This is a genomic window from Zhongshania sp. (genome assembly GCF_029212375.1).
Lineage (GTDB): Bacteria > Pseudomonadota > Gammaproteobacteria > Pseudomonadales > Spongiibacteraceae > Spongiibacter.
In genome coordinates this window covers 166089-191432 of sequence record NZ_JARGNU010000003.1, presented here as the reverse complement: position 1 = coordinate 191432, position 25344 = coordinate 166089, and the positions used below count along the sequence as shown (strand labels likewise).

Genomic DNA, 25344 nt, shown 5'->3' with positions numbered 1-25344 from the left:
GCAAAATGAAGAGTACTGACTTTTCGAGCTTATCAAGGCGCGACCAACTAACGACCGGCCATTTGATTCACATCAAACCCATTCAAACACTAACTTGCTAAATTCGCGACTCATATTAGATACACACCACCACCGTTTATCTGCGAATACAGAGAGAGCACTGGCCATGCAATATTTACTGGAACAATTAGAGCAAGATCATCAGCGTATTTTGCGAATGATGTATTTGCTAAGTAAGGAAATAAATCAATTAACGGGCTTAAACAAAGGCACGGCCAACTGTGATCGCATTTTGGACATACTCGATTATATTCAAGTTTACCCTGAGGTATGGCACCACCCAACCGAAGATGTATTGTTTCAGCAACTGTTAACGAAAGACCATATAAATAGTTCGGCGGTACAAAAGCTGCTAAATGAGCATCCTCGTCTTGAAGCCCTCAGTACCCAGTTAGCGCTGATTTACAGCGAGTTTCGGGAGGCAGATATTAGGCCATCGCTAAGAGTATTGCAGCTTAGCCGTCACTACTGCAGCAAACAGATTGCCCATATTCACGATGAGCGAAATATTTTTGACGCGATTTCTGCACGTTTCAATGAACAAGACTGGCAGATTGTTAACGGTATACTCAGAGAAAATCCTGTAAACCAAGGCGATCTAAAACAGATAGATTATATCTGCCGCTCAGACCAACTTAATCAAAACCATATATTAACAAGTCGCGGATTACACTAACATGGAGAGTCTCACGCAAGCCACTGTTCAGCCGCCTTGCACAGGGTTTGAAATAGACCCCAGCATAATTACCAAATACAGTACCCAGGGGCCGCGATACACTTCCTACCCCACCGCATTGCTCTTTAGTGAGCAATTTACAAGCGCCAATTACGAACAGTATCTTGATATTGCCAATACCGATCCGGCGCCATTGTCACTGTACGTGCACATCCCATTCTGTCGATGGCTGTGTTACTACTGCGGCTGCAATAAGGTGGTTACCAAAAAGGCGGGAGTCGTCCGCGAATATCTCGACCATCTCGCCATCGAGATTGGCCTGCTGTCAAAGCGTATTGGCGCTAACCGACAAGTGACACAATTGCACTTTGGCGGCGGTACACCAACCTATTTAGATGATGCAGAACTTACCGAGCTAATTCATTTACTGGCAAGCCACTTTCAGTTAGACGACAGCCAACACCGCGAATACTCGATAGAAATTGATCCGCGCACGGTGAACCCAGATCGATTAGCACTGCTGCGAGGCTTGGGTTTTAACCGCTTAAGCTTTGGCATACAAGACACCAATCCGCAGGTGCAAAAAGCCATAAACAGGGTGCAGCGCACCGAACAAGTTATAGAGCTGGTTGGTGCCGCCAGAGCTTATCGCTTCAGCTCTATTAGTTTCGATCTTATCTACGGCTTGCCGCTACAAAACTGCGAAACCTTAAATCGCACCCTAGATGATGTAATTTCGCTGCGACCCGACCGCATTGCGTTATATCACTACGCCCACATGCCTGCGCGGTTTCCGGCGCAAAAAGCCATTGAGCGACACAGCTTACCTAACAGCGCCGAAAAGCTCGCCATGCTCAGCCTAGCCACCGAGCGCTTGCTCGCCGCTGGTTATACCTACATCGGCATGGATCATTTTGTGCTGCCAGGGGACGAGCTCGCCCGCAGCCAAAAAGAAGGTCATTTACAGCGTAATTTTCAGGGCTACTCGACCGCTCTCGCGCCCGATGTGCTTGGAATTGGCGTATCTGCCATCAGCGCCATTGGCGATTGTTACGCTCAAAACAGCAAGGATCTGGCTGATTATTACTGGCGATTAGACGCGGGCCAACTTCCCGTTGACAAAGGGCTAATCAAATCTGCCGAAGATCAAATACGCGCCTATGTCATTATGGAGTTAGCATGCAACCTTGGCGTTTGTGCAGACGTTTTCGCGACCAAATTCAATGCACTATTTTGGGAAAAGTTCGCCGAACTGCGGCCGAAGTTAGAGGAGATGCAAGGTGATGGCTTACTCGTCATCGAACCCGCGGGTATTACCGTTACCGAAGCGGGCCGCATGATGCTTCGGAATATCTGTATGGTGTTTGATCAATATCTCAACAGCAAAATGCAGAGTTACTCAAAAACGCTTTAAGGTATTGCTGACATTAGTTTTATACCGTTTCCAAAATCTACAAGAATAATTTTTAGTTAAGCTAAAAACTTGAATTATGAACACAAAGTGAGTAAGAGTAGGTATTATCCCGTGTTACTAAACAGCCAATAAGGGAATGCCTACCATGATAGCCGTCAGCGAGCCGAACGCGCCATCAAACAAGAACTGTCCCCACAATGCGGCCATCAACTGCACTAGTTGTCGACTCAGTGCCATTTGCTTGCCGCTGGCCTTAGCCCAAGACGAAATAGTGCAATTAGATGAGATTGTGCAACGCGGCCGCCCACTACAGAAAGGTCAGCACCTATACCGCGAAAACGACACCTTTACATCGATATTTGCGGTGCGATCTGGTGCCGTAAAAGCGTATAGCGTATCGGATAGCGGCGAGGAACAAGTTACTGGATTTTACTTGCCTGGCGAAATTCTCGGCATGGACGGTATTGGCCACAATCGCTACGCTAGCTCGGCGTTGGCCATGGAAGTATCCGCTATTTGCGAGATTCCCTTCGCCAATATTGAAGATTTGAGCGGCAAGCTCCCCAATATGCAAAAACATTTCTTTAAGCTACTAAGCCAAGAAATTGTTGAAGATCAACGACATATCACCCTCGTGAGCAAACACACGGCCGAGGAGCGACTCGCCTCGTTAATCGTGAGTATTTCTGCACGTAATGCGCGCCGCAATTTATCGCCATTAAAATTTCGGCTACCCATGTCGCGTACCGACATCGGCAATTTTCTCGGTCTGACCATCGAAACGGTAAGCCGTGTATTCGGCCGTTTTGCAAAGCAGGGGCTGATTGAAATTAATAAAAAAGAACTCACCGTACTCGATATCGAAGCCCTTAAGCACATTGCCGCCCTCGGCCATTAGTTCAACTCTGCGGCGGTTCTCCCGCCGCAATTTCGGCCCAATAAAGCCAATTAATTCAAAAGCTTCGTTCTATTTGACGTAGATCAACTGGCGGTCATTATAGTTTTGCTATCTTGCCAATTATCATTGGATGAGCGCAAGCGAGCAAACCGTGGCTAATTTTGTCAGCAATCCCCTCGGATTTTTATTATCCCCCCATAAACAGTGGCATGCAGTTGCTTGCCTACCAAATTCAGCGCTGTCCAGCAAATTGCTGTACGCCATGCTACTCGCGATCGGCCCCTGTCTAGCGTGGTACTACGGCACCACCGTAATCGGCTGGAGCGTCGGCGATGGCGAGCAGGTATTACTCACCACTGCCAGTGCGTTGCGGATTGTTATTGCGTTTTACATAGCCATGCTCGGCGCGCTGGCGATTATCGGCTATTTCATTCACTGGATGGCCGAAACCTATGGCAGCGAGTCGACCATGACCAAAGGCATGGTTGTGGCGAGCTATACCGCCACGCCGCTCTTTATTGCCGGACTCTCAGGCTTCTTTCCAATTTTTTGGCTAGACATGCTCGTCGGTATTGCCAGCCTAAGCTGGGCGGTCTACCTGCTTTATGTGGGCATCCCCATTGTGATGAATATTCCTGCCGAGCGCGGCTTTCTCTATGCCTCTGCCGTTGTCGGGGTGTGCATGGTGATATTTATGGCGCTAATGGGCGGTGTTGTCATTCTTTGGGAGATGGGCCTTGCACCGGTTTTTGTAGACGGCTAAGGCCGCAATCTAACGCCAACTAAGCCACACGGCAAGAGCGGCATCCCTATCAGATGCGGCGATACAGACCGCAAATAGTTTTTAACCTTAAATCCAAAGGAATCCAAATGGACTCTCAAATCCCACAACCTCTCTACGATTATCGCGCGGTAAAAATGTTCACCGTCATGGCAGTCGTCTGGGGTATTGTCGGCATGTCCGTGGGAGTGCTTATTGCCGCCCAACTGATATGGCCAGTGCTAAATTTTGACACCCCTTGGCTCAGCTTTGGACGACTTCGCCCCCTGCACACTAACGCCGTAATATTTGCCTTTGGCGGCTGTGCACTAATGGGTTCGTCTTTCTATGTTGTGCAGCGCACCTGCCAAGCTCGCCTAGTTGGCGGTCCACTTATCCCCTTTGTGTTTTGGGGCTGGCAACTGGTTATTGTACTGGCGGCCATTACGCTGCCAATGGGCTACACCAGCACAAAAGAATACGCTGAATTAGAATGGCCAATTGATATTCTTATCACCCTCGTCTGGGTCGCCTACGCCATTGTCTTTTTTGGCACCATCATGAAACGCCGCATGTCGCACATTTATGTAGCCAACTGGTTTTTCGGCGCTTTTATCATCACCGTGGCTGTGCTGCATATTGTTAACAGTTTGGCCGTGCCGGTTAGCTTAACTAAGTCTTATTCTATTTACTCTGGCGCGGTCGATGCCATGGTGCAGTGGTGGTATGGCCACAACGCTGTTGGGTTTTACCTAACCGCTGGTTTCTTAGGCATGATGTACTACTTTGTACCCAAGCAGGCTGGGCGGCCGGTGTATTCCTACCGTTTATCCATCGTGCATTTTTGGGCGCTGGTGTCAGTTTACATTTGGGCTGGCCCCCACCATTTGCATTACACCGCCCTACCCGACTGGGCACAAAGCCTTGGCATGGTGATGTCACTGATCCTGCTAGCGCCGTCTTGGGGCGGCATGATCAACGGCATGATGACCTTATCTGGCGCTTGGCATAAATTGCGTACCGACCCCATTCTGCGCTTCCTTGTTGTGTCGCTCTCTTTCTACGGCATGTCGACATTTGAAGGCCCAATGATGGCGATTAAAACCGTCAATTCACTTTCGCACTACACAGACTGGACTATTGGCCACGTGCACTCAGGCGCGCTGGGCTGGGTGGCAATGATCTCTATCGGCACCATCTATCACCTAATACCGGTATTGTTCGAAAAAGAAAAAATGCACAGTATTCCGGCGATTAATTTTCACTTTTGGCTATCGACCATCGGCACGGTGCTGTACATCGCCTCCATGTGGGTTAACGGTATTGTGCAAGGTTTAATGTGGCGCGCTTATAACAGCGACGGCAGCTTGACCTATAGCTTTGCAGAATCGGTGGTGGCCAGCCACCCTGGTTACATTGTTCGCTTCATTGGCGGCAGTATATTCCTGTTCGGCATGTTGGTGATGGCATGGAATGTGTGGCAAACCATTCGTAATGGCGAAGCACTTGCAGTAGCTAATAGCCCAGCGGAGGTGGCGGCATGAATCACGATCTCGTAGAGAAAAATATTGGTTTAATGATAATTTTCATCATTATTGCTATTAGCTTTGGCGCTTTAGTCGAGCTAGTGCCTCTAGCATTTATTAAAGAAACCACCGAGCCTATCAAGGGATTAAAACCCCTTAATGCAATGCAGCTAACCGGCCGTGATATTTATATTCGCGAAGGTTGCCATGTCTGTCACTCGCAAATGATCCGCCCTATGCGCTCTGAAACAGAACGCTACGGTCACTACTCTGTGGCGGGTGAAAGTGTCTATGAACACCCCTTCCTGTGGGGCTCAAAACGCACTGGGCCAGATCTGGCCAGAGTCGGCGAACGCTATAGCGACGAATGGCATCGCGCCCACCTATTTGACCCTCGCGCCGTTGTGCCGGAATCCATCATGCCCGCTTACCCCTGGCTATTTAATAACGAGATAGAAGGCGACATGGTCGGCAAGAAAATGGCTGCATTACGCAAAGTCGGCGTGCCCTATACCGACGCAGACATCGCTGGCGCCGCAGAGCAAGTAGCAGGTAAAAAAGAAATTGATGCCATGGTGGCCTATTTGCAGCAGCTCGGCACCCTGCTCAAATACAAACGCTAGGCGGAGGACGGAAACCATGGACCAAGACAACCTAAGAGCAATTGCAACACTGCTGGTATTTATCACTTTTATAAGCTTAAGCATTAGCGTATTCCGCAAAAGCCGCAAAAATTATTTTGAAGATGCTGCACTATTGCCTTTTGCCGACGACGATATCGAGCGCAAGCGCAAACCAGCCACAAAAGACGTGGAGAACCACAATGAGTAGTTTCTGGAGTATGTGGATCATTGTTCTAACAACTATCTCTATCGCCCTTATTACGTGGCTATTATTTAGTAATCGGAAGATCACCAGCACCAAAGAAAACCAAACTACGGGACACAATTACGACGGCATTGAAGAGTACGACAACCCCCTTCCCTCGTGGTGGTTTAAAATGTTTGTGGCCAGCATCGTATTTGCGATTGGCTATTTGATAGCGTATCCAGGCTTAGGTAATTTTCCTGGTTTGCTGCACTGGACCTCGGTTGGCAAATGGGAAAACGAAGTTCAACAAGCCGAACTCGCCACCGAGTCGCTTTATAAAGACTTTATGAGCAAAGACATCCCAGCCCTTGGCGACGACAAAAAAGCCATGCGGCTTGGCAAACGAATATTCGCCAATAACTGCGCAATCTGCCACGGCGTAAATGCCGAGGGCGGCTATGGGTTTCCAAACCTCAGTGACAAGGACTGGCTGTATGGCGGCGCGCCCGAGCAAATTCGGGCCTCCATTACCCAAGGACGCAGCGGCAGCATGCCCGCTTGGGGCGCTATGCTCGGCAACGACGGATTAACGTCAATGACCGAGTACGTTATGAATTTGGGTGGTGCCAAAGCGGACAGCGACAGCCCTGCCGCGCAACAGTTTACGATGCTGTGTTCTGGGTGCCACGGCGCTGATGGCCGCGGCAATCAAATGCTGGGCGCCGCTAATCTGAGCGACAATATTTGGTTATATGGCGGCGATGCTGGCCGGATCAAACAAAGTATTGCCAAGGGGCGTAGCGGACAAATGCCGAGCCACCACGACAAACTCAGCGAAGAAAAAATCTACCTGTTAACCGCCTACGTGTATCAGCTGAGCAAATCTGTAGATGACAGTAAACCCTGATTGTTAAAAACCGCGATTCGCGACCAGCCATGAATGCAGCACTGCCGAGACAAACTTAGTATGAATGCAGAAAATTCCGCTTCCGCACGGCTCACATCAGACAAGGCCAACAGCCCTGATCGAATTCCTGTTGAAGAGTTCGTTCCTGCGGAAGTATCGGAACTCGATCTTTATCAAAAGCGAGAAAAAATATACACCCGTAAGATCGAAGGTTTTTTCCAACGCATTAGAACCTTAACTGGCTGGCCGCTGTTGGCTGGCTATTTTCTATTACCTTGGTTGCAGTGGGGCGACCGACAGTCGGTGCTGTTCGATCTTCCCGCTCGGCAATTTCATGTATTGGGTTTTACATTTTGGCCGCAAGATCTGAGTATGCTCGCTTGGGTGCTTATCATCGCGGCCTTTACTTTATTCGCGGTAACCAATTTCGCGGGGCGGGTATGGTGCGGCTTTAGTTGCCCGCAAACCGTGTGGACCAGCATATTCATGTGGATTGAGCAAAAAGTTGAGGGCAGTCGCAATCAGCGTATCAAATTAGATGCTGCGCCGTGGAGCGCAAACAAATTTGCGAAGAAAGTTCTTAAGCACAGCATGTGGTTAACGGTGGCGTTTTATACCGGCTTTACCTTTGTTGGCTACTTCACCCCTATTTTAGATCTCAGCTACAGCTTCTTCACCTTTTCTGTTAACCCCTGGGCTGGCTTTTGGATTGCGTTTTTCACCCTAGCTACCTACGGCAATGCTGGCTATTTGCGCGAACAAGTTTGTCTGTACATGTGCCCCTACGCGCGTTTTCAATCTGCCATGTTCGATCCGAACACCCTGATCATTTCCTATGACCCTAAGCGCGGTGAGCAGCGGGGTTCTCGCAAACGCACGGACAAGTCTGCGGATGTCGGCCTAGGTGATTGCATCGACTGCGAGTTGTGCGTGCAAGTCTGCCCTACGGGCATTGATATTCGCAATGGCCTGCAATACCAATGTATCGGCTGCGCCCTGTGCGTCGACGCCTGTAACTCCGTTATGGAAAAAATGAACTACCCTAAGAACTTAATTAGCTACACAACCGAGAACGCCTTAAACGGCCAGCCTTCTAAAATCATGCGTCCCCGCCTAATAGCCTACATTGTTGCGGTTGTAGTAATGTGTGGCCTGTTGGCCTACCGCATAGTGGCTCGCGAAACTATCGAACTCAGTGTGCTGCGCGACCGTCAGGCGCTGTATTACAAAACCGAGCAAGGTGATATCGACAATCGATACACCCTAAAAGTCGCGAATAAAACTCAAAACAACCATCGCTATCAGCTATCTGTATCCGCGCCGCACACCGTTGAACTCGTCGGTTCGGTGGAGTTTCAAATACTGAGTGGCGAGGTAGTTGATATTCCCATCACCCTGCGACTGGCAGCTCAGCAACAAGTGCGCGGCCCATTTAACATTGAATTTCAGGCGCAACGATTAGATGCCGAAGACGACATTGTTAGCCATGAAAGTCGCTTTTTTGCCCCTGCCGAATAAGCTCAACGCGATGGATTTTTATATGCAAAACGAACGCAATGAGCCGAGTAAGTGGTATCGGCAATTTTGGCCTTGGTTCCTTATTGCCCTACCTGGCACCGTTGTTATCGCCAGTATCTCAACCTTAGTCATCGCCATAACCCACGGCGACAACCTCGTGCGCGACGATTACTACAAAGATGGCTTAGCAATAAACCGTTACCTCGAACAAGATGAAGCCGCGCGCCTAATGCAACTCAGCGCAACAGGAAAACTAGCACAGGGCTATATTGAAATCACGCTGCGCGGTACCACCCTCCCCAGCTACAAACATCTGCTTTTACGCTGGCAACACCCCACCAGCGAAGACCGCGATTTTAAAACTGTGCTCATTAATAATGGCGCGAACCATTACAGCGGACAGCTCCCGCAAGATGTTTCAGGGCGTTGGTATTTGGCATTGGAATCCTTCGACAACAAGGACAGTCGTTGGCGACTAAAGTCACACTTTGACACTGACCACACGCAGCAATTCACTCTGGGCGAGCTAAGCGATGACCAGAGCAGCCGCTCGGAGGCGAAATGAGCGCGAGGTGTTACCACTGTGGTGAAACAATTCCCACCGGCGCCAACTTCACTTTACGCATTGCTGATGAGCAGCAACAACTGTGCTGCGGTGGCTGCCAAGCGGTTGCAGAATGTATTCTCACTGCCGGACTGAGCGATTATTACCGGCTGCGCGCTGGCACGGCCATAACGCCCAACGAGGGCAATGACGATTACCGTCGCTTTGACAATCTCGCCCTAATCGAAGAATTTTCCCGCCGCGACGACCAATATTGGGTCAGCCGCTTTAGTGTTGGTGGTTTGCGCTGCGCCGCCTGTGCGTGGTTAATTGAGCATCATCTACAAAACATTGACGGCGTCGAATCTATTAGCGTGCACCTGCAAAATGCCGTTGCCACCTTGAAGTGGAATCCAGAAAAGCTTAAACCCAGCGCACTCTTCACCGCTTTTAGTACCCTTGGCTACCAAGCCCTACCTTGGTCGGCGACTAACCGCGACAGTCAATTGCAAGAGGAAATGGACGGCCTGCTCCGGCGCTTAGGTGTCGCAGGCATCGGCATGATGCAAGTTGGCATGGTTGCCATCGGCCTTTACGCTGGCGACTTTCAAGGCATCGATGACAGCACCCGCACCCTGCTCAGGCTATTTAGCCTGCTGATTACCACACCGGTGCTACTCTACGCCGCGCAACCGTTTTTCAAAAACGCGTGGCGATCTGTACGCCATAAGCATTTGGGTATGGACGTACCTGTTGCCATTGCCTTAGGCGCGGCGTACATCGGCAGCGTGATTGCGACAGTAAATCAGGGCGAACACGTCTATTACGACACTATTAGTATGTTCACGTTTTTTCTGCTCCTGAGCCGCTATTTGCAACTGCGGGTCAGCCAGTACCAGCATTGCGGCGGCTCGCTGCCATTATCAGCGCGTAAAATTTCTCGCCTCGGCAGCAGTAGTTTTGAGTGGACATCGGTGAAGTCACTTGCGGTAGGCGAGCTTATCAATGTTCATGCCGGCGAAGTAATACCGGTAGATGGCATTATTCGTCGCGGCCAAAGCAGCGTGGAAAGCAGCGCCTTTAGCGGCGAATTTCTGCCCACCAACTGCGGGCCAAACGACGTCGTTATGGCGGGCAGCGGCAATATCGATGGCAACCTTGACATTGAAGTGAGCGCCATCGCGGCCAATACCGGCTGGGCTAAAATTGCTGAATTGCTTGAGCAAGCCCAAGCCAGCAAACCCGCCGTGGCGCAACTGGCCGACCGCTTAGCTAGCCATTTTGTGCTATTGGTAATGCTAATAAGCGGCGTCAGTTTTGCCTATTGGTTCAACCACGACGGCGACTCAGCGTTTATTATTGCGCTGTCGGTATTAGTTGTTAGCTGCCCCTGCGCCCTGTCGCTGGCAACCCCCGCCAGCTATACCGCTGCGATTAAAACATTGGGCAAACACGGCGTACTCTTAACAAATGGCAGCGTGTTAGAACAGTTGCGCAATGTCAGTCACATTATCTTTGACAAAACGGGTACCCTCACAGAAGGACGCCCACATATTTTATCTTGTCGTTTATTTGGCGATATAAATGAACCCACGGCGCGCCGGATCGCCGCCAGCCTAGAGCAGCTTTCACAACATCCGATTGCCCACGCCTTTCATTGCGAACACAAAGCAGACCTTGAATTCACCCTAGAAAACGGCGAAGTACTCAGCGGATCGGGAATTCGTGGCAGTATCAATGGCCGCCACTACCGCATTGGCAGTGCCGCGTTTTGCGGTGTAAACCCAAAGCATGATAGCCCCCATCTCAATGTTTATCTCGCCGACGACACCCAGTTATTAGCGCACTTTCAACTCGCCGATGAAATTCGCCACGACGCCGCAGAGCTAGTGCAAAGTTTGCAAGACGCCGGAATGCAAATCCAAATACTCAGCGGTGACAACTCTGGGCAAGTGGCCCAAATTGCCGGCATGCTCAACATTGAAGATTTTCAAGCTGGCCGCAGTGCAGCGCAAAAACTCGCTCATGTTAAAAAGCTACAAGCCGAAGGCGCCGTGGTCATGATGGTGGGCGACGGCATTAATGACGCCCCTGTTATTGCCGGTGCCGATATCTCGGTAGCCATGAGCAGCGCCAGCCAATTAACCCGCACCCAAGCGGATGTGGTGCTGCTGGATAACAGCCTACAAAGTATCGCCACCCTGTTTAGCAAAGCCAAACAAAGCCGCGGTATTTTGATACAAAACCTCAGTTGGGCGCTACTCTATAACCTACTCGCCCTTCCCCTAGCGGCCATGGGTTTGGTGCCGCCGTGGCTGGCGGCGCTGGGTATGTCACTTAGCTCCTTAGCGGTGGTGTTAAATGCCCTGCGAATCGGCACCACCCGCAATAACGACCGTCTGCAATTGCCCGAGGCCAAGCCACAAGCGCTTAACTCGCTCGCAGCAAGTGGGGTACATCGTGGCTAGTTTAATGATTCTATTACCCATCGCTTTGGTCTTTTTTGGCTTGGCCGTATTTTTGTTTTGGTGGTCGGTGGGCAATGAGCAATTTGAAGATTTAGATCGCGAAGGCGAGCGTATCTTGTTTGACGAAGACACCAAGCCGCGCAATTCAGCACCACAACCCAAGCGAGACTCAGACAATGATGCCTGAAGTAATCCCCGAGGCATTAAGTTACTCAGCAGCATTTTTACTGGGTTTAGTTGGCAGCCCCCACTGTGTAGCTATGTGCGGCGGTATCGCCGGTTTGCTGGGCGCCTCAAGCACCGCGGCGCCGGTTCAACGCGCTCCAGAACACGTTCTACAACACCACCCACAACACCTTTCACAACACCATAGCAGCGTATTAATTGCCAAAAGCAAATCATCCAACAGCCTGCAAAGCATCTACTACAGCCTACTATTTCAGCTCGGCCGCATTTCAAGCTATGCATTCCTCGGCGCCATCCTTGGCGGATCCGTTGCAACGGCAGACTCATTAGCGGCGGCGCATCTCATGCCTATCAGCCAAGCACTGCGGATACTCGCCAGTGTCATGCTCATTATTATGGCGCTGTCTGTCGCCGGCTGGAGCCGTATCGCAATGATGTTAGAAAAACTAGGCGGCCGCGTTTGGCAGAAATTACAACCCGTAAGCAAACGCTTTATTCCCGTAGACTCGCCCGCCAAAGCCATCTCCATTGGCGGTTTGTGGGGCTTTTTACCCTGCGGGCTTATATACAGTGCCCTCGCGTGGTCGGCACTGAGCGGCAGTGCGATACAGTCGGCAATACTCATGGCCTGTTTTGGCTTGGGTACCGCACCAGCGGTATTAAGCATCGGCAGTTTGAGTGGCGGCCTGCGCTGCGCATTAAAAAAGCCCCTCACCCGCTACGGCTTTGCCGGTCTGCTGACCGTCTTAGCGCTCTACCCGCTATACACAATGCTTATTCATAAAAGCGCTCACCAGCCAAATAGCGAGCATAACCACAGCGCGATTCACCAATAATATAACGGCGTTAATTTACTTAAGCGGCTCGACACATTCGGTTTTAACCAAGTCTGTCAAATAATCTCTCCTGCGCTGACTTGAAAAGCCGAAATTGAGCATAGACATAAGATCAGTAGTATTAGTTTTTTATGAGGATAACGCCCGCAACACAGAGAAAATTGTAGTGCAGCGGTAATTTGATCCGTGTGCTTGCGATTGCTATACACTCTTAGCTCCATACGACATGGCAAGCTAAATAGTTATTTATTACTATTTTCACCCAGTCCCCCTCGGATTGGCCTACGGCATATTGATACCTGTCGTTTTGAACAACAAACCAATTCTCAAAAGCACTAGGTTTACCGGTAAGCACTTTCACAAATGCACGACTGCCAATCTCTGGATACAGATGACTGGCAGGTAACGATAAAAAATCATCTTGCTGCTCTCTTGTTGCTGCAGGCAACGGGAGAATCTCTATGAATTCTGGATCGTCAACACGCTGAATGGCGAGTTCATAAGCAATATGACCACGGGCAAGTTTTAAAATAACTTCTTCAACGCACTCGTTTTCCGGCTGCCATACTATATTTCCGTTGCTATCTATTTGTTTTCCTTTCTCAACTCTACTCGCAAGCGATGGTCTAGCGTTGAGAGTGGCATATATCTTCGGCCTAAAATTTTCGTTTGGAATTGTCGTACCATGTATCACGCATTCAATAAGACAGGCGAGATATTCTTCGGCAGCCGAGAATCCTTGGTTGCAGGAGGCGCATGATTCAGCAACTGGCAAATTTTCCGGATACGGTTCATCCAATAAAACCTTTGACGGGATGTGGTCACGTGAATTCGGCACACCTCCGCAATAAGTGCAGATCCCCTTCAGACGGTCGTCAATAAATAGCTTCTTTGGATCCATATGTTCAACGCCTGCGCTCCACTGCGTTTGAGGCGCCGCCTACTTTTGCGACAGCAAAAGTAGGCGGCGGGTCAGACGTCAGCTGCAGCGATTTGTTATAAATCAGCACGGTACAGCACCGAGCTAAATGAGTTCTGCACGATTCGCCAGCTTCCGTTCGGATCGCCGCGAACCAGCGGGTCGTTGTTTTCGCCTTGATAGATTGCTCTGACGCCAAGTTCAATTTCAATGGAGCCTGCAACCCCATCAAATACAGCTGACACTTGCACTTGAGCAGCAGATGAGGCTTGGTCCTCAACGCCAGTTATGCGAAATGAATTTGGCCGTCGCTCACCGAAGTCTTGCCTAGCAAGGCCAGCCTTTTTCCCTTTTGTCGTATCAGTGAAGTAAAGAAGAGCATCTGCGATTGGCCCGAACCGTCCGTTTGACCAATTGTCCATAAACTCCGCAACAGCGCGCTCTGGAGATTCTTCAGGCAATGCTTCTAGAGCACCGCTGTGGGGCAAATGCTCCAACTCTGAAGCTGCCCGCGGGCTCCACTCATCAATTTGCCGCTTGAACTCTTGGTTCTTACGGACCGACGCAAACAGCTCACTCCATGTCGGTTCACGGGGTGGGTTAGGCTCTTTCTTTCCTTTGGATATTACTATCGCCCAATCCCTTGCTGCGAAAAGAGCAGCCCACGACTTTGCTGCAACTATGCGGTTATCAAACGCGAGTTCGCGACCGTGCAAAATGCCATGACGATAAGGAACGGAAACCGATTGCTCATTTGTCTTTTTCCGACCCTTTGTCATCAACGATGCAAGCGACTGAAGCCCAGATTCATGGGCTGCAATGCAATCCCATGCAGTGAGATCAGCGTTTTCAGCGAAAAAACCGACATGCTTCGAAACGTCCGTGACCAACCCATCGAGCAAACTGAGAATCAGCGGCACACATGCGTGATACCTCCCTTGCAGATAGTCGTCTCTAGCAAGTTCAGCCAGACGGATTCTCTTCCGAAATTCGGGATGCCCATTGAACCATTGAATTCCCCATTTCAGGGTCTCTGAATCATAGGACTCGGCCAAAAACACTTCAGCGGCGTCAAGGCCGCCGCCTTCACAGATGGTGATCGCATCCTTCATCGTCTGAAGGTTCATAGACTCGTACGCGATCCAGCCAACTGAAGAAAACAGATCATTGAACCGATCAGGCACTAGCATGTCTTTTGCCTGTTCCTTCAATTCTGCCAGTTTGTCCGCTGTCCCTTTGAACCCCGGAAATACACGCTGCAGAAGCGGAATTGAACGGTATAGGCTTTCAATACTTCCAGCGGCCTCGATCAGCTGAAGCATTTCCGCTATCGAGTAATTTTCGGAGATACGGCTCTTCTTACCCACGAGTTCTCTCTGACTTATAACGCTTTTGTCAGTTGCGTTTTGGTTGTAGTGGAGTTTTGGGGTAAAGTGGCGAGGCCACCCCAAAACGGAGCAAAGACCAAAACGTCAACTGGACAAACTTGTTAAGAGATTATTTTGAAACATGCTCATATATTAATTCCCAATTGAGATACTTCTCTAGTTTTGGCCATAACGCAATTTTTGACAACAATGCATTTCTTTCTGCAATAACCCAGCCGATAGCTACAGATACTATTGCAACGAAAGCAGAATGGACTTGGAAGAATATTAGCAAAGCAACTAGGATCGAGAGAAAAGCTCCAGTGATGAATAGCTTTATTGAAATAAATGAAGCATTTTCAATGCCGCTCCCTTCTTTTAGCTCTGTCCATTGCTTTAAATATGAATCTTCTGTCATATGCGCTCCATTTGCTTAACAGTTTTGTTATGACGACTCGCGCCATATATCACTTTGGCCCCCTTATCAAGGAGCGGGCTTTAACATTAATTGAAAAATTCTAGGAAATTCAATGATGTGACGGCTTCGCTATTAGCGAGCGGCGGTCAAATGAAGATTACTTCCCTTTATTTCTGCCAAGCATTCCTTTCCCTTGATCATATCGCGTTTTTTATAAAGTTCAATGAGTTAAGTGATTCGCCAATGTGTTAATGGGAAGAACTCTCTTGTTCAATTTGCTCGATGGCGCGGAAACAGCGACTGCTGCCAGTGTGGCAATGGCGTTACGCCGGATTTGATCCGGCATCTGCTTTTGCAGATTGAATTAGTGCGGTGGTATATGGATTCTGAATCAAGTTCAGAATGACGATGTATGGAGTTCAGAATGACGATGTATGGAGTTCAGAATGACGATGTAGGGAGTTCAGAATGACGATGTAGGGAGTTCAGCGTGACGACATAGGAAACTCAGGGTGATGGCGCCTAGGGGCCAAAATGGCAAGGTATGAAGCCTAGAATACGGCACAGGCATTTTCCCCGAATAGCGACCTTGGTGTTAAGAATAAAGGTTTGCCGCAACGGGGATGCGTGCAGAGCAGCCGCTACTGACAATTCGGATGCTTAAGCGCAATCAGGTAACCAGATTATCGCAGAGTCACGCCGAGAATAAGTCCCCTGCCTAGGGCTGCTTAATTGCGAATTAGATGCACCAAACTTTCCAAGTGATACGTTTGCGGGAACATATCTGCCACTACGGCATCTGCCACTACAAAACCGCCCTCCTGCAATATTGCTAAATCTCGCGCCAATGTCGCTGGGTCGCAAGAGACGTAAACAATGGTTTGCACGGTTTTACTTTGCGCCAACACTTCGCACAGCGCCTTGGCGCCAGCGCGGGGTGGGTCGAGAAGCACCTTGTGGCTAGCGACATCTAAAACAATATTTTCAGCATCAAATAAATCGGCGTTGCGGTATTCAATCGCTAAACCCAGTGTTTTCGCTTGTTGGCTGGCGCGCCGCAACATGGCCTCGCCAACATCAACGCCAATAACGCGCGCTCCTGCACTGGCCAAGGCCAAGCTGAAATTACCCAGGCCGCAAAAATAGTCGCTGATTAGCTCGCCTGTCTCGGGCTTTAGCCATGCCATGCACTGCTGAATCATTTGTTGATTCACCGCGATATTTACTTGAGTGAAATCGCTGGGCTGAAATGGCAGCGACAGCGTTTCGCTCACCGGATAAATAAGGGGCGCGTTTTCACCCCGCCAAGCTGCGCCTTTGCTGCCTTCAATGCTGTGTAAAAACGCTGGGGCGACTAGCTGCTCTGCCAAAACCGCGCTGCGCTTTGCATCGACAAAGCCTTCTTTCTTTATTTTTAGGGCTACGCGGCCATCGTCACTTAGGCTTAACACCACCTCTGCCGTCGCTTTGTCGCCCAAAAACTCGGCGATGGCTGCGGTGCTTTGGCTTAAAACCCCATTCAATTCCGCTGCCAACAAGGGGCAGTGCTCAATTTTAACTAAGTCATGGCTGGCCTGCGCTTTAAACCCTAAAACGCCATTGTGGTAGCTAAGGCGCGCGCGGTGACGATAGCCAAGTTCTGAGCCGGTGATTGCCGCAGGCAAGGTAGCGCTCTCGGTATTAGCAGACGCTGCCGCCAATACCCGCTGCAGACGCTGTTGCTTAAAGCTCACTTGGCTGGGGTAGTTTAAATGCTGCAATTGGCAGCCGCCGCAGCGCTGGTAAACAGGGCAAATCGCGTCAACTCTCTGCTCGGCCGGAGTAGATACGGCAAGCAACTTAGCTTCGTCATAACGCTTGTGGCGGCGAAAGTATTGGGCATCGACGGTTTCTTCAGGCAGTGCCCCACCAACAAAAACCACTTTATTGTCGTGACGGGCTACGCCGCGGCCGTCATCGGCCAAACTGTCGATATGCAATTTTAGTACGGCGGTGTCTAGGGCAGGCTTCGGCTTTTTAGCTGGTTTAAAGGTGTTGATGTGGTGACGCTGCTTACTCATTAACGCAAACCTGTATTGGGGATAAACTGCCGGTATTGCTCCAGACACTGTTGTTTTCGAGCCGCCAAAGCACGCTGTTGGCCTGCTGATTCTGCTTTTACGCCAGATAACTGTTCACAATCCAGGTCGGCGTAGGCTTCGCCTTGCGGAGCGCTGCTGCGAATTTGTGGTGACAGTTTCACCACTGGCAACGCCGCCTCCTCTTCCGCCAGTAGCGCCAGCGAGCAAGTAAATAGCGCGGCACTTAACAGCCCCAACGCCAAGCTATGGCTATATTTTCGCATCACTCACACTATTCTCTTTAATTTGGCCGTATTTTACCTAGGCAAAGCCACCGTGGATATTCAATTGCCGCTATTTTCAGTTAGAATGGTCGGCTTAGCGTATTTTATACTATCCGCCTAACCGGAAGGCTTATGTCTAGCATCGAAAAAAAAATTGAAAATGTAAACGTCACCGCACAGGAAGTGCTGATTACCCCAGCACGTTTAAAAGCCGCGCTGCCAATGAGCGATCGCGCCAAAGAGATCGTGACCCAGGGCCGCGATACCGTTAGAGATATTCTCGACGGTAAAGATCACCGCATGTTTGTGGTTGTTGGTCCCTGCTCTATTCACGATGTTGACGCGGCGATGGACTATGCCAAGCGCTTAAAAGTGCTGGCCGATGAAGTCAGCGACACCCTCGTTATTATTATGCGCGTGTATTTTGAGAAGCCCCGCACCACTGTGGGCTGGAAAGGTTTAATCAACGACCCGTATTTGAACGACACCTTCAAAATTGAAGAAGGTCTGCACATTGGTCGCAAATTACTACTCGACATCAGCGAGCTGGGCCTACCGACCTCTACCGAGGCCCTCGACCCAATTTCGCCACAATACCTGCAAGACTGCATTGCTTGGTCTGCCATTGGCGCACGCACTACCGAATCACAAACCCACCGCGAAATGGCAAGTGGCCTGTCTTCTGCGGTTGGCTTTAAAAACGGCACCGACGGCGGCTTAACCGTTGCGGTTAACGCGATTGGTTCAGCAGTTAAACCCCACCGCTTTCTGGGCATTAACGGCGAAGGCCAAGTGGCGGTTATTCACACCACCGGCAACGCTTACACCCACATAGTGCTTCGCGGTGGCAGCCAAGGCCCCAACTACGATTCAGTGCATATTAAATTATGCGAAGCAGAATTGACCAAGGCCGGTATTCCGCTCAACATCATGGTCGATTGCAGCCATGCGAACTCGAGCAAGCAGCCGCAATTGCAGCCGCTGGTTATCGAAAATGTGGCTAACCAAGTGATTGAGGGCAATACCTCGATTGTTGGCTTGATGGTTGAGAGCAACATCAACGCCGGCAACCAAAGCATACCCGAAGATCTGTCCAAGCTTGCTTACGGCGTGTCGGTTACCGATGGCTGTATTGGCTGGGACGAAACTGAAACCGCATTGCGCACTATGCGCGAGCGTTTGAAAGACGTACTGCCAAAACGCGCACGTTAATAGCAACGAGCGCACATAGCAGTATAAAAAGCGTCTTCGGGCGCTTTTTTCATTTTTACGTCATCTAGGTGATCCAAGATAAGCATCGCAGCGTAAGACAGGTGCTTCTACACCTTGATGCTCAAGGTTTTTATGCCCCGATTTATCGGGGCTTTTTTTTGCTTAACGCTGTTAGCAGTCTGCTTTTGTTATTACACCGGCAAGTGCAGTTTGAGCTCGGCGTATAGCCCGCAGTGGTCCGACAGCGAGCGCCACGGCTCACCGCTTAAGCGCTTGGCAGAGAGCGCCTGAAAACCCCGAAAATAAATACGATCGAGTCGCAATATTGGCCGCTTAGCCGGAAAGGTTTTGGCGAGTTTACCATTGGCCTGCAGCGAGGCTTCGCGCAGCTTCAAGCTGTGTTTAAACCGCAAATGCAGGGCGCCGCTCCAATCATTAAAATCACCGGCGATAATCAGCGGCGCATCTTTGGGTACTTTTTCATTTATTAATTTAGTGAGCAAATTAAATTGCTGGTGGCGCTCCCAGCCCAACAAGCCCATATGTACACAAATTACATAGATGCCCGGTTCAATTACACTTAGCAACAAACCCCGCTGGGATCGGCGATACAGTGAGATATCGACATTTTCGCTACTAATAATGGGGTATTTACTAAGAATGGCATTGCCGTGATGACCGTGGTCGTAAACCGCATTCTTACCATAGGCAAAGTGTGGCCACACAGTATCGGCGAGGTATTCAAACTGACTCTCATCAACCCAGTCTTCAAGCTCCGCCGCGTGTTGGCTATTTTCGCCAACCACTTCCTGAAGAAACACCAGTTCTGCATCAACACTGCGAATACTTTCGCGAATTTGGTCTAAGAGAAACTGCCGGTTTGCCGAGCAAAAGCCCTTGTGGACGTTATAAGACAAAACTCTTATTACTGTCATCAATACGCTACTCTGTCGGAAAGGAACACAGTCCCTTAGTCAGGATGGCACTTCTTTAGTTTCAGGCCGCTGCCGCACCAGCAGTCATCATTGCGACCTAATTTCAACGCCGGCAACATGTCGCCATCGCAGTATAGCCACTGATTGTTTTCGCAAACAAAGCGCGAGTGCTCATGTAATTGACTAATTTCTTCGCCACTGCGATAAAAAGCAACGAATTCAACTTCGCCACTGGCCTGCCCGACAACGCCATTCCTTGAAGATATAATCCGCAAACTGCACCACTGCGTGCCACTAAAACTCTGTTTCAAACTCTCGAGACTTTCTGACGCGCGTTTGCTGGGATGAAGACTTGCCAATAAATACGCGGCATTGCCAGCGCTAAACGCACTGTAGCGTGAGCGCATCAAGGCCTCTGCGGTCGGCGCTAGCCGCGCACCGCTAATATAAGGCTCACAGCATTCCAGAAAACCGAGGCCACTGCCGCAATAACAGTGCAAAACTTAATCCTTGCGGGGCGGAATAACACCGCTAACATCGCTGGCTTCCCAATCGGTCGGCAAGGCCTTTGACGTGCGGGTTTCGCGATCAAAACCCACTAATACCGTTTGGCAGGTAGTGGCTTTTTCACCATTAGCATAAATTAGGTGCTCAATGGTCATGCTTTTGGTGCCAACATGCGAGCACCACGTATCAACAACAACGGTGTCGTCAAAGCAAATCTCACGCAACATATCCATTTTGACACTCGCCACCACATGCGCGGGATTCTCGCGGCCGAGCTGTTTAGCAATTTGCCGAAAAAACGTCACCCGCGCCAAGTCAAAATACTGGGCGTAATAACTATTAGAGACATGGCCGATAATATCCAAGTCCGAAAAACGCACTTGAATATCGGTACGCGAGTGTTGAAGTTGCATGGGGATTTCCTTGATATGCCCGACCCACTGAACGGAGTCGGGATTCGCACTAATATCTAGCCAGCCCTTAAAATCCGACCCTAACAGCGAGTAACTAGCTAGCCGGCTTTATGACTATTTAAAGTAAGCATTATCGGTATTAGTGTGATCGGTGCTGTCTTTAACACCGGCTAGGCCTGGCACTTTCTCTAGCAACGTCTTTTCAACGCCTTCTTTAAGGGTAACATCAACCATGCCGCAACCCTGACAGCCGCCACCAAACTTGAGTACCGCCAGTTTGTCTTCAGTAATCTCCAGCAGTGATACTTCGCCGCCGTGGGCAGCCAAAGATGGATTCACTTCGTTGTAAAGCACGTAGTTAATCTGATCTTCCAGCGGGCTGTCTTCGCTAACCCTTGGCAGACGGGCGTTTGGCGCCTTAATGGTTAACTGGCCACCCATGCGGTCGCTGGCGTAATCGATAAAACCTTCGTCTAAAAATGGCACGCTGCGGCCATCAAAATAAGCCTTAAACTTGGGGTAGTCCCGAATGATATCGGCGTCGTTTAGATCGCCGTCGCGGCAATAGGCAATACAGGTTTCCGCCTTAGGCGTACCTGGCTGCGTAATGAACACCCGCACACCAATGACGTCGTCTTGCTTTGCTAGCAATTCGGCCAGATAGTCCTGCGCAGACTCTGTAATCGTCAAATTAACGGCTGTTTGCTCTGTAGACATAATTACCTCTGTATATACCGCTGTTTTGCCAAACAATTTCTATGCTGGGCCGAGTATCTGTTAGAATTGCGTAGTTTACCACGAAGCCCATGCCGGCCACAGTCCGTGCAGCGCTTTTGCTTATTACGTTTAAAATTATCAGGATATTCATGAGTCAGTCTACCTCTCGCACCGCCCAACTTACTACCGCCCTCAAAAACCGAATACTGGTGATTGACGGCGCTATGGGCAGCTTGATTCAAAGCTACAAGCTGGAAGAAGCTGACTATCGCGGTGCGCGTTTTGCCGATTTCCACACCGATCTCAAGGGCAATAATGACCTGCTCACCCTAACTCGCCCCGACGTTATTCGCGAAATCCACCAGGCCTACCTCGACTCTGGCGCCGATGTTATTGAGACCAACACTTTTAACTCCACCGCCATCGCCCAGGGCGATTACGACCTACAAGAAATTGCCGAAGAGTTAAACCGTGCTGGCGCTGAACTGGCCCGTGAAGTGGCAGATGCTGCAACTGCGCTCAACCCCGACAAGCCCCGCTTTGTTGCCGGTGTTATTGGGCCCACCCCGCGCACCGCGTCTATTTCACCAGACGTAAACGACCCCGGCGCGCGCAATACTCACTTTGATGAATTAGTAGAGAATTACTACGCAGCTACTCGCGGTCTGATTACCGGCGGCGCCGACATTCTAATGATTGAGACGATTTTCGACAGTCTCAACGCCAAGGCGGCTGTCTATGCAGTGCTGCAATACTTTGAAGACACCGGCGACGAACGGCCAATCATGATCTCGGTGACCTTCCCCGACACCAGTGGTCGCACCTTATCTGGACAAACGCCAACCGCGTTCTGGAACTCCATTGCCCACGCCAAGCCGCTCATCATTGGCACCAACTGTGGCCGCCGGTTCAGCGAGATACGCCCCTTTGTAGAAGAACTTTGCGAAGCGTCAGACTGCTATTTTAGCGGCCATTTCAACGCTGGCCTGCCCAATGAATTTGGCGAATACGACGAAACCCCAGAAGATATGCACGGCGAGCTGAAAGAGTTTGCCGAGCGCGGCTTTCTTAATTTAGTCGGCGGCTGCTGCGGCACCACGCCAGCGCACATCAAAGCCATTGGCGCAGCGATGGACGGCATTGCACCTCGCCCGCTCCCAGTGCGCGAACCTATTTGCCGCCTATCTGGCTTAGAGCCCTTTCATATCGACGCCAACTCGCTGTTTGTGAACGTGGGCGAGCGCTGCAACGTCACCGGCTCAGCGGCATTTAAACGCCTGATTTTAGAAAACGACTACGACGCTGCCCTCTCGGTTGCCCGCCAGCAGGTTGAAAACGGCGCCCAGGTGATCGACATCAACATGGATGAAGGCATGCTCGACGCCAAACATGCCATGGTCACCTTTTTAAACTTAATCGCCTCGGAACCGGATATCTGCCGGGTGCCGATTATGGTCGACTCCTCTAAGTGGGAAGTAATTGAAGCGGGCCTGAAGTGTATTCAAGGCAAGCCCATCGTTAACTCCATTTCGATGAAAGAAGGCGAAGACGAGTTTCGCGACCGCGCTCGCGCCTGCATGAAATACGGCGCCGCCGTGGTGGTGATGGCCTTTGATGAAGACGGCCAAGCCGACACCTTTAAACGCAAGTCTGAAATTTGCAAACGCAGCTACGATATTCTGGTCAACGAGATCGGCTTTCCGCCGCAAGACATTATTTTCGACCCCAACATCTTTGCCGTGGCCACCGGCATCGACGAGCACAATAACTACGCCGTCGACTTTATCGAAGCCACTGCCTACATCAAAAAAGAGCTGCCCTACGCGATAGTGTCCGGCGGGGTCTCTAACGTCTCCTTCTCATTCAGGGGCAATAACCCCGTGCGCGAGGCGATTCACTCGGTATTTCTTTACCACGCTATTAAAGCTGGCATGCGCATGGGCATTGTAAACGCCAGCCAATTGGCGATTTACGACGACCTGCCGAAAGAACTTAGGGATCACGTCGAAGACGTTATTCTCAACCGCCGCGATGACAGCACCGAGCGTCTGCTGAATATTGCCGACAAATACCGTGGCGACGGCTCCACCGCCGAAAACAAAGAAGACCTAACATGGCGCGAATGGCCAGTTGAAAAACGCATCGAACACGCCCTGGTCAAAGGCATCTCGACCTATATTGAAGAAGACGCCGAAGTAGCCCGCGCCGCCGCTGTTAAGCCCATCGACGTGATCGAAGGTGCCTTGATGGACGGCATGAACGTGGTTGGCGATTTATTCGGCGACGGCAAAATGTTCCTGCCCCAGGTGGTTAAATCGGCGCGGGTAATGAAACAGGCCGTGGCCTACCTCAACCCCTTTATCGAAGCCAGTAAAGCGGTTGGCGCCAAAGCCAATGGCCGCGTGCTTATGGCCACTGTGAAAGGTGATGTTCACGATATTGGTAAAAACATTGTAGGCGTAGTGCTGCAGTGCAATAACTTCGAGGTTATCGACCTTGGCGTAATGGTGTCTTGCGACAAAATTTTGGAAGCCGCCAAGCGCGAGAAAGTCGATATCATCGGCCTTAGCGGGCTCATCACACCGTCGCTAGATGAAATGGTTCACGTTGCCAGCGAAATGCAGCGTCAGGGCTTTACCATTCCGCTGATGATCGGTGGAGCGACCACCTCTAAGGCCCATACTGCGGTTAAGATCGAACCAAAATACCAGAACGATGCCGTGGTCTATGTGCCCGATGCCTCGCGCAGCGTGGCGGTTGCCACCCAGCTGATCAGCGAAGACATGAAGGCTGACTTTGTCGCCGAGCGCAAAGACGAATACGAGCGGGTTCGCGCCCGCCGCGCTGGCAGCCAAGGTAAAAAACGCTTATTGACGTATCCAATGGCCTGCGAAAACGGCTTTGTGACCGACTGGGCCAATTACACGCCGCCAGCACCCAGCTTCTTGGGCACCCGCACCTTTGCGGACTACCCCCTCGAAACCCTGCGCGAAACTATCGACTGGACGCCCTTCTTTATCTCGTGGGGCTTGGCGGGCAAATACCCCAAAATTCTCAACGATGAAATTGTTGGCGAAGCCGCCCGCAATCTGTTTGACGACGGCCAGCGCATGCTCGACCGCATCATTAAAGAAAAGCTGTTGCAGGCCAATGGCATTATCGGCTTCTGGCCCGCCCAGCGCAGTGGCAGCGACGACATCACAGTGATGAACCCTGATGGCTCGGCAGCACTTGAAACCCTGCACCAACTGCGCCAGCAAGCGCAAAAGCCCGACGACAAGCCGCACATGAGCTTGGCCGACTACATTGCCCCGACAGACAGCGGTAAAACCGATTATATCGGCGGCTTTGCAGTGACTACTGGCCTAGGCGCAGATGAACTGGCAGAGAAATTCATCGCCGCCAACGACGACTACAGCGCCATTATGGTGAAAGCGCTGGCCGACCGCTTGGCCGAATCCTTTGCCGAACACCTGCATTTGCGGGTACGCAAGGAATACTGGTCCTATGCGAGTGACGAAAACCTCAGCAACGACGAATTAATTAAAGAGAAATATCGCGGTATTCGGCCAGCGCCAGGCTACCCCGCCTGCCCAGACCATACCGAGAAAGAAACCCTGTTCCGCTTGCTAAACGCAACCAGCGAAACCGGCATTATCCTAACCGAGAGTCTTGCGATGCATCCCGCGGCGGCGGTGAGTGGCTTTTACTACTCCCACCCCCAGTCGCGCTACTTTGCCGTAGGCAAAATTGGCAAAGACCAGGTGGAAGACATCGCCGCCCGCAAGGGCATGGAAATGAAAACCATGGAACGCTGGCTGTCGCCTAACTTGGATTACGATCCATAGCGGATATGGGATGCTAGCGGCGGGGCCGAGGCCGGAATAAAAACCCGTCTCGGCGACCCAA

Annotated in this window: 24 protein-coding genes; 15 read left to right on the top strand and 9 right to left on the bottom strand. The window is 50.7% G+C overall.

The genetic code is table 11. From position 1 onward, the window contains the following. Window positions 1–166: 166 nt before the first annotated feature. From P1U47_RS05020 to P1U47_RS04960, 13 genes are all read left to right on the top strand, one after another. The gene (locus P1U47_RS05020) at window positions 167–736 is read left to right on the top strand and encodes a hemerythrin domain-containing protein (protein ID WP_301027493.1); all 570 of its coding nucleotides are present in this window, start codon (window positions 167–169) and stop codon (window positions 734–736) included. 1 nt (window position 737) lies between these two features. Next, a complete protein-coding gene (gene hemN / locus P1U47_RS05015) occupies window positions 738–2150 on the top strand; it encodes an oxygen-independent coproporphyrinogen III oxidase (protein WP_301027492.1) in 1413 nt (470 codons plus the stop codon). Window positions 2151–2295: 145 nt separating this feature from the next. Next, window positions 2296–3048, top strand: a complete 753-nt coding sequence (fnr, locus tag P1U47_RS05010) for a fumarate/nitrate reduction transcriptional regulator Fnr (protein WP_301027491.1) — start codon at window positions 2296–2298, stop codon at window positions 3046–3048. Window positions 3049–3199: 151 nt separating this feature from the next. Beyond that, the gene (locus P1U47_RS05005) at window positions 3200–3811 is read left to right on the top strand and encodes a Yip1 family protein (RefSeq protein ID WP_301027490.1); all 612 of its coding nucleotides are present in this window, start codon (window positions 3200–3202) and stop codon (window positions 3809–3811) included. Window positions 3812–3918: 107 nt separating this feature from the next. Further along, the gene (gene ccoN, locus P1U47_RS05000; protein ID WP_301027489.1) at window positions 3919–5352 is read left to right on the top strand and encodes a cytochrome-c oxidase, cbb3-type subunit I; all 1434 of its coding nucleotides are present in this window, start codon (window positions 3919–3921) and stop codon (window positions 5350–5352) included. Continuing rightward, on the top strand, window positions 5349–5957 hold the full coding sequence (gene ccoO / locus P1U47_RS04995) for a cytochrome-c oxidase, cbb3-type subunit II (RefSeq protein ID WP_301027488.1): 609 nt from the start codon (window positions 5349–5351) through the stop codon (window positions 5955–5957). Before ccoN ends, ccoO begins: the two co-directional genes overlap by 4 nt. 16 nt (window positions 5958–5973) lie before the next feature. Next, window positions 5974–6165, top strand: coding sequence for a CcoQ/FixQ family Cbb3-type cytochrome c oxidase assembly chaperone (locus P1U47_RS04990; RefSeq protein WP_301027487.1), 192 nt, complete (start codon window positions 5974–5976; stop codon window positions 6163–6165). Next, window positions 6158–7051, top strand: coding sequence for a cytochrome-c oxidase, cbb3-type subunit III (ccoP, locus tag P1U47_RS04985; RefSeq protein ID WP_301027486.1), 894 nt, complete (start codon window positions 6158–6160; stop codon window positions 7049–7051). Before P1U47_RS04990 ends, ccoP begins: the two co-directional genes overlap by 8 nt. 60 nt (window positions 7052–7111) lie before the next feature. Beyond that, window positions 7112–8569, top strand: a complete 1458-nt coding sequence (gene ccoG, locus P1U47_RS04980; RefSeq protein ID WP_301027485.1) for a cytochrome c oxidase accessory protein CcoG — start codon at window positions 7112–7114, stop codon at window positions 8567–8569. After that, window positions 8514–9134, top strand: a complete 621-nt coding sequence (locus P1U47_RS04975; protein WP_301027484.1) for a FixH family protein — start codon at window positions 8514–8516, stop codon at window positions 9132–9134. The genes ccoG and P1U47_RS04975 overlap by 56 nt, the downstream gene beginning before the upstream one ends. Beyond that, window positions 9131–11581, top strand: coding sequence for a heavy metal translocating P-type ATPase (locus P1U47_RS04970; protein ID WP_301027483.1), 2451 nt, complete (start codon window positions 9131–9133; stop codon window positions 11579–11581). The genes P1U47_RS04975 and P1U47_RS04970 overlap by 4 nt, the downstream gene beginning before the upstream one ends. Next, window positions 11574–11768, top strand: coding sequence for a cbb3-type cytochrome oxidase assembly protein CcoS (ccoS, locus tag P1U47_RS04965; protein ID WP_301027482.1), 195 nt, complete (start codon window positions 11574–11576; stop codon window positions 11766–11768). Before P1U47_RS04970 ends, ccoS begins: the two co-directional genes overlap by 8 nt. Beyond that, on the top strand, window positions 11758–12603 hold the full coding sequence (locus tag P1U47_RS04960; RefSeq protein WP_301027481.1) for a sulfite exporter TauE/SafE family protein: 846 nt from the start codon (window positions 11758–11760) through the stop codon (window positions 12601–12603). Before ccoS ends, P1U47_RS04960 begins: the two co-directional genes overlap by 11 nt. A gap of 211 nt (window positions 12604–12814) precedes the next feature. On the opposite strand, the gene P1U47_RS04955 is transcribed toward P1U47_RS04960, so the two are convergent. The 5 genes from P1U47_RS04955 to P1U47_RS04935 all read right to left on the bottom strand — a co-directional run bounded on the left by P1U47_RS04955 (window position 12815) and on the right by P1U47_RS04935 (window position 17651). Continuing rightward, window positions 12815–13504, bottom strand: coding sequence for a hypothetical protein (locus tag P1U47_RS04955; protein WP_301027480.1), 690 nt, complete (start codon window positions 13502–13504; stop codon window positions 12815–12817). Between the two features lie 95 nt (window positions 13505–13599). After that, window positions 13600–14889, bottom strand: coding sequence for a hypothetical protein (locus P1U47_RS04950; RefSeq protein ID WP_301027479.1), 1290 nt, complete (start codon window positions 14887–14889; stop codon window positions 13600–13602). A gap of 130 nt (window positions 14890–15019) precedes the next feature. Further along, window positions 15020–15307 carry a hypothetical protein gene (locus P1U47_RS04945; protein ID WP_301027478.1) on the bottom strand — a complete coding sequence of 96 codons (288 nt, stop codon included), beginning with the start codon at window positions 15305–15307 and terminating at the stop codon, window positions 15020–15022. A gap of 728 nt (window positions 15308–16035) precedes the next feature. Next, window positions 16036–17367, bottom strand: a complete 1332-nt coding sequence (gene rlmD, locus P1U47_RS04940) for a 23S rRNA (uracil(1939)-C(5))-methyltransferase RlmD (protein WP_301027477.1) — start codon at window positions 17365–17367, stop codon at window positions 16036–16038. Next, window positions 17367–17651, bottom strand: coding sequence for a hypothetical protein (locus P1U47_RS04935; RefSeq protein ID WP_301027476.1), 285 nt, complete (start codon window positions 17649–17651; stop codon window positions 17367–17369). Before P1U47_RS04935 ends, rlmD begins: the two co-directional genes overlap by 1 nt. Before the next feature lie 132 nt (window positions 17652–17783). Here P1U47_RS04935 and P1U47_RS04930 point away from each other — a divergent pair, with 132 nt between their 5' ends. Next, a complete protein-coding gene (locus P1U47_RS04930; protein WP_301027475.1) occupies window positions 17784–18863 on the top strand; it encodes a 3-deoxy-7-phosphoheptulonate synthase in 1080 nt (359 codons plus the stop codon). 191 nt (window positions 18864–19054) lie between these two features. Here the strand turns inward: P1U47_RS04930 and P1U47_RS04925 are convergent, their stop codons facing one another. The 4 genes from P1U47_RS04925 to nfuA form a co-directional block, all read right to left on the bottom strand. After that, a complete protein-coding gene (locus P1U47_RS04925) occupies window positions 19055–19798 on the bottom strand; it encodes an endonuclease/exonuclease/phosphatase family protein (RefSeq protein WP_301027474.1) in 744 nt (247 codons plus the stop codon). Between the two features lie 35 nt (window positions 19799–19833). Next, window positions 19834–20298, bottom strand: coding sequence for a YchJ family protein (locus tag P1U47_RS04920; RefSeq protein ID WP_301027473.1), 465 nt, complete (start codon window positions 20296–20298; stop codon window positions 19834–19836). Between the two features lie 3 nt (window positions 20299–20301). Next, window positions 20302–20718, bottom strand: a complete 417-nt coding sequence (locus P1U47_RS04915; RefSeq protein ID WP_366943115.1) for a thioesterase family protein — start codon at window positions 20716–20718, stop codon at window positions 20302–20304. A gap of 114 nt (window positions 20719–20832) precedes the next feature. Beyond that, window positions 20833–21435 carry a Fe-S biogenesis protein NfuA gene (nfuA, locus tag P1U47_RS04910; protein WP_301027472.1) on the bottom strand — a complete coding sequence of 201 codons (603 nt, stop codon included), beginning with the start codon at window positions 21433–21435 and terminating at the stop codon, window positions 20833–20835. 149 nt (window positions 21436–21584) lie between these two features. On the opposite strand from nfuA, the gene metH reads away from it, so the two are divergent. Further along, a complete protein-coding gene (gene metH / locus P1U47_RS04905) occupies window positions 21585–25283 on the top strand; it encodes a methionine synthase (RefSeq protein WP_301027471.1) in 3699 nt (1232 codons plus the stop codon). Window positions 25284–25344: the final 61 nt, after the last annotated feature.